Genomic DNA, 12,431 nt, shown 5'->3' with positions numbered 1-12,431 from the left:
ACCGCTTTCGCGAGCAGGCTCGCTCCCACAGGGAATGGCGCCAGTAGTTAAGGCTGGCTCCATTGTCATCAGCCTTCGAGCTTGCTTTTGAGCAATTCGTTCACTTGTTGCGGGTTGGCCTTGCCTTTGGAGGCTTTCATGGCCTGGCCGACGAAGAAGCCGAACATTTTGCCGCGTTTGGCTTCGTCTGCCGCGCGGTACTGTTCAACCTGTTCGGCATTGGCCGCAAGCATCTCGTCCAGCACCGCCGAGATCGCGCCGCTGTCGGTCACTTGCTTGAGGCCGCGCTTGTCGATGATTTCGTCCGCGCTGCCTTCGCCGTTGGCCATCGCTTCAAACACCACCTTGGCGATCTTGCCGGAGATGGTGTTGTCCTTGATGCGCAACAGCATGCCGCCCAGTTGCTCGGCGGAAACCGGCGACTGTTCGATGTCCAGGCCTTGCTTGTTGAGCAGGCTGCCCAACTCGACCATCACCCAGTTAGCCGCCAGTTTGGCGTCGCCGCCGATGCTCGCGACTTTCTCGAAGTAATCGGCTTGCTCGCGGCTGGTCGCCAGCACGCTGGCGTCATAGACCGACAGACCGAATTGCTCCTGGAAACGCTCGCGTTTTTGCGGCGGCAATTCCGGCAGGGTCGCGCGTACGTCGTCGAGGAACGAGTCTTCGATGACCACCGGCAGCAGGTCCGGATCAGGGAAGTAACGGTAGTCGTTGGCTTCCTCTTTGCTGCGCATCGGACGGGTTTCGTCCTTGTTCGGATCGTACAGACGGGTCTGCTGGATCACTTTGCCGCCGTCTTCGATCAGCTCGATCTGACGCTGGACTTCGCTGTTGATCGCCTTCTCGATGAAGCGGAACGAGTTGACGTTCTTGATCTCGCAGCGAGTGCCGAATTCAACCTGGCCTTTCGGACGGATCGACACGTTGCAGTCGCAACGTAGCGAGCCTTCGGCCATGTTGCCGTCGCAGATGCCCAGGTAGCGCACCAGTGCGTGGATGGTCTTGACGTAAGCCACGGCTTCCTTGGCGCTACGCATGTCCGGCTCGGACACGATTTCCAACAGCGGTGTGCCGGCACGGTTCAGGTCGATGCCGGTGGCGCCGTTGAACTCTTCGTGCAGGCTTTTACCGGCGTCTTCTTCCAGGTGCGCACGGGTCACGCCGACACGTTTGATCGTGCCGTCTTCCATGGCGATGTCCAGGTGGCCCTTGCCAACGATCGGCAATTCCATCTGGCTGATCTGGTAGCCCTTCGGCAAGTCCGGGTAGAAATAGTTTTTACGGGCGAACACGTTGTGCTGGCCGATCTCGGCGTCAATCGCCAGACCGAACATCACCGCCATGCGCACTGCTTCCTGGTTCAGCACCGGCAGTACGCCGGGCATGCCCAGGTCGACCAGGCTGGCCTGGGTGTTCGGCTCGGAACCGAACGTGGTCGAACTACCGGAAAAGATTTTCGACCGGGTGGTGAGCTGGGTGTGAATCTCCAGCCCGATCACGACTTCCCATTGCATGTGTGTCTCCTCAGAAGCCGGTTGGGGTGCGGGTGTGCCAGTCAGTGTTGAGCTGATACTGGTGGGCAACGTTCAACAGGCGACCTTCCTGGAAATACGGGGCGAGCAGTTGCACGCCCACCGGCAGGCCATCGACGAAACCGGCTGGCATGGACAAGCCTGGCAGGCCGGCGAGGTTGGCGGTGATGGTGTAGACGTCTTCCAGGTACGCAGCGACCGGGTCGCTGTTCTTGGCGCCCAGCTTCCAGGCCGGGTTCGGCGTGGTTGGGCCGAGGATGATGTCGACCTCATTAAAGGCTGCCATGAAGTCGTTCTTGATCAAGCGACGAATCTTCTGCGCCTTGAGGTAGTAGGCGTCGTAGTAACCGGCCGACAGCGCGTAGGCACCGACCATGATCCGGCGCTGCACTTCCGGGCCGAAACCTTCGCCACGGGAGCGCTTGTACAGATCGATCAGGTCTTTCGGGTTTTCGCAGCGATGGCCGAAACGCACGCCGTCGAAACGCGACAGGTTGGACGAGGCTTCTGCCGGAGCGATCACGTAGTACGCAGGAATCGCATGCTGCATGTTCGGCAGGCTGATTTCCTTGATCACGGCACCGAGCTTTTCCAGCTCCTTGACGCTGTTGTGGATCAGCTCGGCAATGCGCGGGTCGAGACCGGCGCTGAAATATTCTTTCGGCACGCCGATGCGCAGGCCTTGCAGCGAACCGTTCAGGCTGGCGCTGTAATCAGGCACAGGCTCGTCGATGCTGGTGGAGTCATTGGGATCGAAGCCGGCCATACCTTGCAACAAAATTGCACAGTCTTCGGCGGTGCGCGCCATCGGCCCGCCCTGATCGAGGCTGGAGGCGTAGGCAATCATGCCCCAGCGCGAAACGCGACCGTACGTCGGTTTCAGGCCAGTGAGGTTAGTCAGCGCAGCGGGCTGGCGAATGGAGCCGCCGGTATCGGTACCTGTGGCCGCAGGCAGCAGGCGCGCGGCAACCGCAGCCGCCGAACCGCCGGACGAACCGCCAGGCACGTGTTCCAGGTTCCACGGGTTTTTTACCGGGCCGTAGTAGCTCGACTCGTTGGCCGACCCCATGGCGAATTCGTCCATGTTGGTCTTGCCCAGGGTTACGGTCCCGGCAGCGGCCAGCTTCGCAACGACGGTGGCGTCGTATGGTGCTTTAAAATTGTCGAGCATCTTCGAGCCGCAGCTGGTGCGGATGCCCTGGGTGCAGAACAGGTCTTTGTGCGCAATCGGCGCGCCGAGCAGGGCGCCGCTCTCGCCATTGGCCCGGCGTGCGTCAGCGGCTTTCGCCTGCTGGAGCGCCAGGTCTTCGGTGAGGCTGATGAAGCTGTTGAGCTGGGGATCGAGCAGGGCGATACGCGCCAGCAGGGTCTTGGTCAGCTCTTCGGAAGAAAACTTTTTATCGGCGAGTCCGCGGGCGATCTCGGCCAGAGTCAATTGATGCATTGCAGGCTCTTTCCCTTTAGTCGATGACTTTCGGAACCAGGTACAGGCCGTTTTCGACCGCTGGTGCGATGGACTGATAGGCCTCGCGATGATTGGTCTCGGTCACGACGTCTGCACGCAGGCGCTGGCTGGCTTCCAGTGGGTGGGCCAGCGGCTCGATACCGTCGGTATTGACCGCCTGCATTTCGTCGACCAGACCCAGAATGCTGTTCAGGGCTGAGGTGATTTGTGGAAGATCGGCATCATTGAGGCCAAGGCAGGCCAAATGAGCGATTTTTTCCACGTCGGAGCGTTCAAGCGCCATTGCGATTCTCCAGTGGAAAACAGAACGGACGGCGTCCGTGTGTTAGATTGTCTGAACACTACCGCATTTCTACGGTCATAAGGCCGCGATTGTGGGGGTTGGTGCACAGAAAAGCGGCCAATTTAACATATTGGCGCCTTGCCCAAAATCCCTGTCGTTGTTAGAGTTTGCCGCACTTTTTTACCCACGCGTTGCCTAGGGTCCCTTTCCCATGTTCAAGAAACTGCGTGGCATGTTTTCCAGCGATCTTTCCATTGACCTGGGCACTGCCAACACCCTTATTTACGTGCGCGAGCGCGGTATCGTCCTGAATGAGCCATCGGTTGTGGCTATTCGGACACACGGTAACCAGAAAAGTGTCGTTGCTGTCGGCACCGAAGCGAAGCGCATGCTCGGCCGAACGCCGGGCAACATTGCTGCCATTCGTCCGATGAAGGACGGCGTGATTGCCGATTTCAGCGTCTGCGAAAAGATGCTGCAATATTTTATCAACAAGGTTCACGAAAACAGCTTTCTGCAGCCTAGCCCTCGTGTGCTGATCTGCGTTCCGTGCAAATCCACTCAGGTTGAGCGTCGTGCCATCCGTGAATCGGCCCTTGGTGCCGGTGCTCGTGAAGTGTTCCTGATCGAAGAACCAATGGCTGCCGCGATCGGTGCCGGTCTGCCGGTTGAAGAAGCACGCGGTTCGATGGTGGTCGATATCGGTGGTGGTACTACCGAAATCGCACTGATCTCCCTGAACGGTGTGGTTTACGCCGAATCCGTACGGGTTGGCGGCGACCGCTTCGACGAAGCGATCATCACTTACGTGCGTCGCAACTACGGCAGCCTGATCGGCGAGTCCACCGCCGAGCGCATCAAGCAGGAAATCGGTACGGCCTACCCGGGCGGCGAAGTGCGTGAAGTCGACGTTCGTGGTCGTAACCTGGCCGAAGGCGTTCCACGTGCTTTCACCCTGAACTCCAATGAAGTGCTGGAAGCTCTGCAAGAGTCCCTGGCCACCATCGTTCAGGCTGTGAAAAGTGCACTGGAGCAATCGCCTCCCGAGCTGGCGTCCGACATCGCCGAGCGCGGTCTGGTACTGACCGGTGGTGGCGCCTTGCTGCGTGACCTCGACAAGTTGCTGGCCCAGGAAACAGGTCTGCCGGTGATCGTCGCCGAAGACCCGCTGACCTGCGTTGCTCGCGGCGGTGGCCGTGCGTTGGAAATGATGGATAAACACACCATGGACCTGCTTTCCAGCGAGTGATTTCGCCGGTTGCATCTATGCTGTTGGCGCGCAGGCAGCACTTTGCAGTGCTGCCTGTTGGCGTTTATCTTCTGTCAGTCTGCATCCAGGCCGGTTTGATGCCGTATGAATAAAGAGAACATTTGCCTGGGAGGAGCGGCTTATTAAACCGCTTTTCACCAAAGGGCCTTCACTGGGCGTGCGCTTGTTGGTGCTGGTCGTGCTATCGGTCGCGCTGATGGTGGTCGATGCCCGCTTCACACTGCTCAAGCCAGTGCGTAGCCAAATGTCGCTGGTGCTGATGCAGTCTTACTGGATCACCGACCTGCCGCAGCGGCTATGGCAGGGTGTGGCCAGCCAATTTGGCAGCCGTACCGAACTCGTCGCCGAAAACGAAAAACTCAAAACCGAAAACCTGCTGTTGCAAGGCCGCATGCAGAAGCTTGCCGCCCTCACCGAGCAGAACGTTCGGCTGCGCGAGTTGCTCAACTCCTCCGCGTTGGTTAACGAGAAGGTCGAAGTGGCCGAGTTGATCGGCATGGACCCTAACCCTTTCACCCATCGCATCATCATCAACAAAGGTGAGCGCGACGGTGTGATCCTCGGTCAGCCGGTGCTCGATGCGCGTGGCCTGATGGGGCAGGTGGTCGAGTTGATGCCCTACACCTCCCGCGTATTGCTGCTGACTGACACTACCCACAGTATTCCCGTGCAGGTGAACCGTAACGGTCTGCGGGCGATTGCCAGCGGCACCGGCAACCCGGAACGCCTCGAGTTGCGTCACGTAGCCGATACCGCCGACATCAAGGAAGGTGATTTGCTGGTCAGCTCCGGCCTTGGTCAGCGGTTCCCGGCGGGTTACCCGGTGGCGACGGTCAAGGAAGTGATTCACGACTCCGGACAGCCGTTTGCCATCGTTCGCGCCGTACCGACCGCCGCGTTGAACCGCAGCCGTTATTTGCTGCTGGTGTACAGTGACGGCCGCACGGCCGAGGAGCGCGCCAACGAAGCGGCCCAGGCGCAGGAAGCACTGGACCAGCACGGCGGTGGCCCGATCATTCCGGCGACTGTACCCAAACCGGTTCCTGTGGCACCTGCTGCAACGGTTGCACCTGCTGCCGCGCCGGCCGCACCTGTCGCGCCCGCTGCCCCGGCTACTGCAACTCCGGCCAAGCCTGCTGCTGCGAAACCGGGCGCTAAAAAGCCGCCAGAGGCAGCACCTGCAGCCGCTAAACCGCCGGCAACGCCACCCACCGTCGTGAAGCCTGCTGCCAAACCGCCTGTCCCCGCGCCGGCTACCACTGGGAGACAAGAATAATGGTCGGTGTCAAAGCCTCCCGAAACGGCTGGATGGTCTGGGTAACGTTTGCCGTCGGCCTGTTGCTCAGCGTCTCGCCGTTGCCGCAATTCATGGAAATTCTCCGCCCGCTGTGGTTGGCGTTGCTGCTCGCATTCTGGGCGTTGGCCATGCCGCAAAAAGTCGGCATGCTCACCGCCTGGTGCCTGGGACTGGCTGAAGACGTGCTTTATGGCACGTTGCTTGGCCAGAATGCGCTGATCCTGACGTTGATCACCTTCCTGGTACTGTCGCTGCAACAGCGCTTGCGCATGTTCCCGATGTGGCAGCAGAGCCTGGTGATTCTGGTGATCTTCGGCCTCGCACAGCTTGTTCAACTATGGCTGAGTGCCTTGACCGGTAATCGTCAACCAACGCTGGCGCTGGTACTGCCGGCCCTGGTCAGTGCGTTGCTGTGGCCATGGGTCAGCTACGGTTTGCGTGGTCTGCGTCGGCGCTACAAAATCAATTAATTCGGTCAGGCATTTGCCCGCACCTGCACCAGACAGGGAGATGTCTTGATGAAACAGCTATACCTCGCCTCTGGCTCGTCGCGTCGGCGTGAACTGCTCACGCAGATCGGCGTGCCATTCTCCGCCATCAGCGCGGACATCGATGAAACCCCATTACCTCAAGAATCCCCGTCGGCTTATGTCGAGCGCCTGGCGCGCGGCAAGGCCGAGGCCGGGCACGGAACCGTCGTGTCCGATGCCGATTTTTGCGTGCTGGGAGCTGACACCGCTGTGGTGCTGGACGGCAAAATTCTTGGTAAACCGGTGGACGAAGCCGAAGCGTGCGCCATGCTTATGCTGTTGGCCGGCCGTGAGCATGAAGTGCTCACCGCCATCGCCGTACTCGACGCAGAGCGCTGCGAGTCTCGGGTGGTGCGCAGTCTGGTGCGGTTTCGCAACATCAGTCGCGAAGAAGCGGCAGCCTATTGGGCCAGTCATGAGCCTCGCGACAAGGCGGGTGGCTACGGAATTCAGGGACTGGGGGCGGTATTTGTTGCCGGGCTCAACGGCAGTTACTCGGCTGTGGTCGGATTGCCGCTGTGCGAAACCGCAGAACTTCTCAGCCATTTCGGCATACCCTGTTGGCAAACACTTAACGCGCGCTGAGCGTCGTACTGACAAGATGCAGCCATTATCGTGAATACGCCTGAACGAGACCCTGCCATGAGTGAAGAGATTCTGATCAACATCACGCCGATGGAATCGCGCGTGGCGGTGGTCGAAAACGGTGTTCTGCAAGAGGTCCACGTCGAGCGAACGCAAAAGCGCGGGATCGTCGGCAACATCTATAAAGGCAAGGTCGTACGGGTATTACCAGGCATGCAGGCGGCGTTCGTCGACATCGGTCTGGACCGCGCGGCGTTCATTCACGCCTCGGAAATTTCCCTGCGCGAAGGCCCGGCGGTCGAAAGCATCAGTGCCTTGGTCCATGAAGGCCAGAGCCTGGTGGTCCAGGTCACCAAAGACCCGATCGGCTCCAAAGGCGCACGCCTGACGACACAGCTGTCGATTCCATCGCGTTATCTGGTGTACATGCCGCGCACCGCTCACGTCGGTATTTCGCTGAAGATCGAAGACGAGGCCGAGCGCGAGCGCCTCAAGCAGGTGGTCACCGATTGCGTGGCCAAAGAAGGCATCATAGAGGCTGGCGGCTTCATTTTGCGCACCGCTGCCGAAGGGGCTGGCGCCGATGAGATCCTCATGGACATCCGCTACCTGCGCCGGCTCTGGGATCAGATCAACGAGCAGATCAAAACCATCAGCGCACCGAGTGTGATCTACGAAGACCTCGGCCTGGCGTTGCGGACCTTGCGTGACCTGGTGAGCCCGAAGATCGAGAAGATCCGCATCGACTCCCGAGAAACCTTCCAGAAAACCACACAGTTCGTCGCCGAACTGATGCCGGAAATCGCCGATCGTCTTGAACACTATCCGGGCGAGCGGCCTATTTTCGATTTGTATGGCGTTGAAGACGAAATCCAGAAAGCCCTGGAACGCAAAGTCCCGCTCAAGTCGGGCGGTTACCTGGTGGTCGATCCGGCGGAAGCCATGAGCACCATTGACGTCAACACCGGGGCTTTTGTCGGCCATCGCAATCTTGAAGAAACCATCTTCAAGACCAACCTTGAAGCCGCCACCGCCATTGCCCGACAGCTGCGCCTGCGCAATCTGGGCGGGATCATCATCATCGACTTCATCGACATGGAAGACGAGGAACACCAGCGCCAGGTATTGCGCACGCTCGAGAAGCAACTGGAACGCGACCACGCCAAAACCAACATCATCGGCATTACCGAATTGGGCCTGGTGCAGATGACCCGCAAGCGCACCCGCGAAAGTCTTGAACAAGTACTGTGCGAACCGTGCAGCAGCTGCCAGGGGCGAGGCAAACTGAAGACGCCGGAAACGGTCTGCTACGAAATTTTTCGAGAAATCCTCCGCGAGGCGCGCGCCTATCAAGCGGAAGGCTATCGTGTATTGGCGAACCAGAAAGTAGTCGACCGATTGCTCGATGAAGAGTCAGGTAATGTTGCCGAACTGGAAGGATTTATCGGACGCACGATTCGATTCCAGGTGGAAACCATGTATTCCCAGGAACAATACGACGTGGTGTTGCTCTGAATCGCTGTGTTTCATCCTTACTAGAACGGCTGGCCTCAGCTTTTTGCAGCATTTTTGCCATGGGAGCCACCTGACATGGAGCGTCTGACACGCATATTGGTCGCACTGACCCGCTGGGGGCTGGGCCTGTGCGCGTTGTTATTGGTGTTGATGGCGTTGTACGTCAGCCTTGGCCGKGARCTGACGCCTCTGGTGGCCGAATACCGTACAGAAGCCGAAACCAAAGCCAGCGAAGCCTTGGGCATGCCGCTGAAAATCGGCAAGCTGGAAGGTAACTGGAGTGGTTTTGCGCCGATCTTGCTGGCTCATGATGTGACAGTCGGAGAGGGCGCAAATGCCCTGCGCCTGGACCAGGTGCGTGCGGTGCCGGACCTGGTGGAAAGTTTGTTGGCTCGCCAGCTGCGCATCGCTCACCTGGAACTCAACGGCCTGAAGATCAGCCTCAAGGAAGGTGACGACGGGAAGTGGGCGCTTGAAGGTCTACCGGTGCAGAAGGATCAGCCGCTTGACCCTGAACAACTGCTCAACCGTCTGCAGATGGTCCAGCAGTTGTCGGTGATTGACAGTCAGGTGACCTTGCAACCACTGGATCATCCGCCGCTGACCCTGACCTACGTCGGCCTTAATTTGAAAGTCGGTGCTGCCCGCCAGCGCCTTGATGCCCGGTTGACCTTGCCAGACGGCCAACCAGTGGCCATGAGCCTTCGCACCCATATCCGCGCCAGTGAATGGCGCGATGGTGAAGCCGAGGCTTACCTGAGCCTGCCGCAAAGTGATTGGTCGAAGTGGCTGCCCGAACGCCTTACCCAGCAATGGAATTTTTCCGAGATCAAGGCCGGTGGCGAGCTCTGGATCAATTGGGGCCAGGGCACACTGCAAAGCGCTGCAATCCGCTTGAACGCACTGCAGCTCAAAGGGGCTTACGCCGAACGCAAGCCGATCCAGATCAACAATCTGGCGCTCACAGGCTATTTCCAGCGCAGCGCCGAAGGCGTCGTGGTGACCCTGGATCCCCTGGCCATGAGCTTCGGCGAGACGCGCTGGGAATCGCATCTGCAACTCAAACAAACTTCAGCGACCGACAAGGTCGAAGAGCTCTGGCACTTGCAAGCCGACCGCCTCGACCTCACCCCGCTTACGCCGCTGCTGAACGCCTTGGGTCCACTGCCCGAAGGTGTTGCCACGGCGGTCGAAAAGCTCAAGGTGACCGGCGGGCTGCGCAATGTGCTGATCGACTTTAGACCCAATGCCACTGACGACAGCAAGTTCAGCTTTGCCGCGAACCTCGACCGGGTAGGTTTTGATGCCTATTACGGCGCTCCGGCGGCGCGAAATGTCAGCGGCAGCATCAGCGGTGACCTCGGCAAGGGCGAGCTGCGCATGGACAGCAAGGACTTTGTCCTGCACCTGACCCCCATTTTCGCCAAGCCATGGCAATACCTTCAGGCCAACGCGACGCTGACCTGGAAGCTCGACAAAGAAGGCTTCACCTTGATCGCGCCGTACCTCAAGGTGCTCGGTGAAGAGGGCAAGATTGCCGGCGACTTCCTGATTCGCCTGCATTTCGATCCCACTCAGGATGACTACATGGATCTGCGGGTCGGCATGGTCGATGGGGATGGCAGTTACACCGCCAAGTACCTGCCGACAATGCTCAGCCCGGCGCTGGACGAATGGCTGCGTACGGCCATTATCAAGGGCGCTGTGGACGAAGGTTTCTTCCAGTATCAGGGGTCGCTGAAACCTGGCGCCGGCGATACCGACCGCAGCATCAGCCTGTTCTTCAAGGTGCACGATGCCGAGCTGGCTTTCCAGCCGGGCTGGCCGCATGTCAGCAAGGTCACAGGTGATGTGTTTGTTGAAGACAGTGGCGTGCGGGTTCTGGCCAGCAAGGGCCAGTTGCTCGACACGCAGGTTCGCGATATTTACGTCGATATTCCCCATGTCCCTGATGGAAAAAACGTCCATCTATTCCTCGACGGTGGATTCGCCGGCGACTTGCGCGATGGCTTGAAAATTCTTCAGGAAGCGCCGATAGGCACTGCTGCAACCTTCGCCGGTTGGGAAGGTGAGGGGGATCTACAGGGTAAAGTGAAATTGGATATCCCGCTGGCCAAAGGCGAGCAGCCGAAGATTATCGTCGACTTCAAGACCGCCAAGGCGCGACTGAAACTGGCTGAACCAGTGCTGGAATTGACTCAACTCAAGGGCGATTTCCGCTTTGACAGCACCAAGGGGTTGAGCGGGCAGCACATCAGCGCCCGCGCCTTTGATAAGCCGGTCACTGCGCAGATTTTCGCCGATGGCAATGCGAGTCAACTCAAGACACGCGTCACGGCTTCCGGTCAGGTCGAAGTCAAAAAACTCACTGACTGGTTGCACGTGACTCAGCCGGTACCGGTTTTCGGGGTGATCCCATATCGGCTGCAACTGAACCTGGACGGCGCTAACAGTCAGTTGATAGTCAATTCCAACCTCAAAGGTGTGACAGTCGATTTACCGGCTCCGTTCGGCATGACGGCCGATGCTGGCCGCGATACGTCGTTTCGCATGACCTTGCAAGGGCCAGATCGGCGCTACTGGGTCAACTATGGTCAGTTGGCAAACTTTACGTTTGCAGCACCGAACGGCAATTTTTCCGAGGGGCGTGGTGAGCTGTTCCTCGGTGGTGGCGATGCCGTATTGCCCGGTGCCAAAGGTCTGCGGGTGCGGGGCGTGCTGTCGGAGCTGGATGTCGGCCCGTGGAAGGATTTGGTCGACAAGTACGCCGGCCAGGTTTCGGGCGACAGTGCCAAACAGTTGCTCAGCAGTGCGGACTTCAAGGTTGGCAAGCTCAGTGCGCTGGGCGCTACCCTCGATCAGGCTTCTGTGCAGCTGAACCGAAAGCCCGCCAATTGGGCTCTGCAACTCGACAGTCAGCAGGTCAAAGGCACCGTCGGAGTTCCGGATGCGAAAGGCGCACCGATCACGGTCAATCTGCAATACGTGCGCCTGCCCGCAGCGGATCCCAAGGTAGTGACCGACGAGAACGCGCCCGATCCATTGGTCACGGTGGACCCGACAAAAATTCCGGCGCTGGACATCACCATCAACCAGCTGTTCCTGGGGCAGGATCTGGTGGGCGGCTGGTCAATGAAAATCCGTCCGACCGGGAAGGGTATTGCGCTCAATGCGCTGGACATGGGCCTCAAAGGGATTCTGTTGCAAGGCAGTGGCGGCTGGGAAGGCGTGCCCGGTAACTCCAGCAGTTGGTACAAGGGGCGGATCAGCGGCAAGAATCTTGCCGATGTGCTCAAAGCCTGGGGCTTTGCGCCGAGTGTCACCAGTGAAAAATTTCATACAGACGTTGACGGTCGCTGGCCCGGTTCGCCGGCCTGGCTGGCCACCAAGCGTTTCTCCGGCACCCTTGATGCGACGATTACCAAGGGCCAGATTGTTGAGGTCGACGCCAGTGCCCAGGCCCTGAAAGTCTTCGGCCTGCTTAATTTCAACTCCATCGGTCGACGCTTGCGCCTGGACTTTTCCGACTTGTTCGGAAAAGGCCTGAGTTATGACCGGGTCAAAGGTGTGCTGGTCGGGACCAATGGCGTCTACGTCACCCGTGAACCGATCCGGATGACCGGTCCGTCCACCAACCTTGAACTTGATGGCACCTTGAACCTGGTGGGTGACCGGATCGACGCCAAGATGCTGGTGACGTTGCCGGTGACCAATAACTTGCCGATCGCGGCGTTGCTTGTCGGCGCTCCGGCTGTCGGCGGCGCGCTGTTCCTGATCGACAAACTGATCGGTGACCGCATGGCCCGTTTTGCCAGTGTCCAATACACGGTCAAAGGCCCGTGGAAAGATCCGAAAATCACTTTCGACAAGCCTTTTTGACGCTCTTTTTCAAAAGCCATGTCCCGGGCCGATGGAGTAGCATGGTTAAACGCAGGTCGTGTAGCAGCTGGCGAA

The 12,431-nt window shown here is 59.2% G+C and carries 9 protein-coding genes; 6 read left to right on the top strand and 3 right to left on the bottom strand.

Annotated features, from left to right (window positions below; all coding sequences use genetic code 11):
• Positions 1-68: 68 nt before the first annotated feature.
• From gatB to gatC, 3 genes are read right to left on the bottom strand one after another with little or no spacing between them, the layout of a single operon-like run.
• Positions 69-1,514 carry an Asp-tRNA(Asn)/Glu-tRNA(Gln) amidotransferase subunit GatB gene (gene gatB / locus AC1DWM_RS11395; protein ID WP_150782085.1) on the bottom strand — a complete coding sequence of 482 codons (1,446 nt, stop codon included), beginning with the start codon at positions 1,512-1,514 and terminating at the stop codon, positions 69-71.
• A gap of 10 nt (positions 1,515-1,524) precedes the next feature.
• Positions 1,525-2,976 carry an Asp-tRNA(Asn)/Glu-tRNA(Gln) amidotransferase subunit GatA gene (gene gatA, locus AC1DWM_RS11390; RefSeq protein ID WP_223516486.1) on the bottom strand — a complete coding sequence of 484 codons (1,452 nt, stop codon included), beginning with the start codon at positions 2,974-2,976 and terminating at the stop codon, positions 1,525-1,527.
• 16 nt (positions 2,977-2,992) lie between these two features.
• Entirely contained in the window at positions 2,993-3,280 is a 288-nt protein-coding gene (gene gatC / locus AC1DWM_RS11385) for an Asp-tRNA(Asn)/Glu-tRNA(Gln) amidotransferase subunit GatC (protein WP_046026838.1), read from the bottom strand.
• A gap of 211 nt (positions 3,281-3,491) precedes the next feature.
• On the opposite strand from gatC, the gene mreB reads away from it, so the two are divergent.
• The 6 genes from mreB to AC1DWM_RS11355 all read left to right on the top strand — a co-directional run bounded on the left by mreB (position 3,492) and on the right by AC1DWM_RS11355 (position 12,356).
• The gene (gene mreB, locus AC1DWM_RS11380; RefSeq protein WP_002555108.1) at positions 3,492-4,529 is read left to right on the top strand and encodes a rod shape-determining protein MreB; all 1,038 of its coding nucleotides are present in this window, start codon (positions 3,492-3,494) and stop codon (positions 4,527-4,529) included.
• A 142-nt stretch (positions 4,530-4,671) separates the two neighbouring features.
• Positions 4,672-5,826 carry a rod shape-determining protein MreC gene (mreC, locus tag AC1DWM_RS11375; protein WP_223516697.1) on the top strand — a complete coding sequence of 385 codons (1,155 nt, stop codon included), beginning with the start codon at positions 4,672-4,674 and terminating at the stop codon, positions 5,824-5,826.
• A complete protein-coding gene (mreD, locus tag AC1DWM_RS11370) occupies positions 5,826-6,317 on the top strand; it encodes a rod shape-determining protein MreD (protein WP_223516488.1) in 492 nt (163 codons plus the stop codon). Before mreC ends, mreD begins: the two co-directional genes overlap by 1 nt.
• A gap of 48 nt (positions 6,318-6,365) precedes the next feature.
• Positions 6,366-6,962, top strand: a complete 597-nt coding sequence (locus AC1DWM_RS11365; RefSeq protein ID WP_223516497.1) for a Maf family protein — start codon at positions 6,366-6,368, stop codon at positions 6,960-6,962.
• 57 nt (positions 6,963-7,019) lie between these two features.
• On the top strand, positions 7,020-8,477 hold the full coding sequence (rng, locus tag AC1DWM_RS11360; RefSeq protein WP_223516498.1) for a ribonuclease G: 1,458 nt from the start codon (positions 7,020-7,022) through the stop codon (positions 8,475-8,477).
• Positions 8,478-8,552: 75 nt separating this feature from the next.
• Entirely contained in the window at positions 8,553-12,356 is a 3,804-nt protein-coding gene (locus tag AC1DWM_RS11355; RefSeq protein ID WP_477795216.1) for a YhdP family protein, read from the top strand.
• Positions 12,357-12,431: the final 75 nt, after the last annotated feature.

This window comes from Pseudomonas sp. P4_C8, assembly GCF_056401975.1.
This window is presented reverse-complemented; position numbering and strand designations above follow the sequence as displayed.

What these genes read in the sequence shown, in the direction of transcription:
- gatB (WP_150782085.1), bottom strand. Translation starts at nt 1,514, where the DNA reads ATGCAATGGGAAGTCGTGATCGGGCTGGAGATTCACACCCAGCTCACC.
- gatA (WP_223516486.1), bottom strand. Translation starts at nt 2,976, where the DNA reads ATGCATCAATTGACTCTGGCCGAGATCGCCCGCGGACTCGCCGATAAA.
- gatC (WP_046026838.1), bottom strand. Translation starts at nt 3,280, where the DNA reads ATGGCGCTTGAACGCTCCGACGTGGAAAAAATCGCTCATTTGGCCTGC.
- mreB (WP_002555108.1), top strand. Translation starts at nt 3,492, where the DNA reads ATGTTCAAGAAACTGCGTGGCATGTTTTCCAGCGATCTTTCCATTGAC.
- mreD (WP_223516488.1), top strand. Translation starts at nt 5,826, where the DNA reads ATGGTCGGTGTCAAAGCCTCCCGAAACGGCTGGATGGTCTGGGTAACG.
- AC1DWM_RS11365 (WP_223516497.1), top strand. Translation starts at nt 6,366, where the DNA reads ATGAAACAGCTATACCTCGCCTCTGGCTCGTCGCGTCGGCGTGAACTG.
- rng (WP_223516498.1), top strand. Translation starts at nt 7,020, where the DNA reads ATGAGTGAAGAGATTCTGATCAACATCACGCCGATGGAATCGCGCGTG.